The following is a 388-nucleotide window of genomic DNA, read 5'->3' as shown; positions in this document are numbered from 1 at the left end:
TGTGGCAGATGGATATTAAATATGGTTATATCGCCGGCCTGGAACGTTACTTTTATACCGCAAGTATTATCGATGTATACGACCGAAATGTAGTTGGACAATACCGCGGTAAGGAGTCCAAGACGAAGGATCTGCTTACCACACTACACAAAGCCCTCTTAAAAAGAGGTGTGTACAACCAAGAAACACCGCTGGTTGTTCGTACCGACAATGGCCCGCAATTCAAGAGCCACAAGTTTAGAGAGTTTTTCGAGAACAACAAAGAGTTATTGATCCATGAGAGAACACCGAACCGAACTCCAAACAAAAATGCGTACATTGAGTCATTTCACAGTATCTTGGAGCGTGAGTGTTTCAAGCGGCACGTCTTTATGAGTTTTGAAGAAGC

1 protein-coding gene is annotated in these 388 nt (G+C 43.3%); it reads left to right on the top strand.

Going from position 1 to position 388, the window contains the following annotated elements:
- On the top strand, positions 1-388 hold a 388-nt coding region (locus tag M0651_RS23955), incomplete at both ends, for a DDE-type integrase/transposase/recombinase (protein WP_248554160.1).

It is taken from the genome of Paenibacillus mellifer (genome assembly GCF_023195895.1).
Lineage (GTDB): Bacteria > Bacillota > Bacilli > Paenibacillales > Paenibacillaceae > Fontibacillus > Fontibacillus mellifer.
Note: the sequence above shows the minus strand (reverse complement) of the source record. Positions and strands in the feature narration are given on the sequence as shown.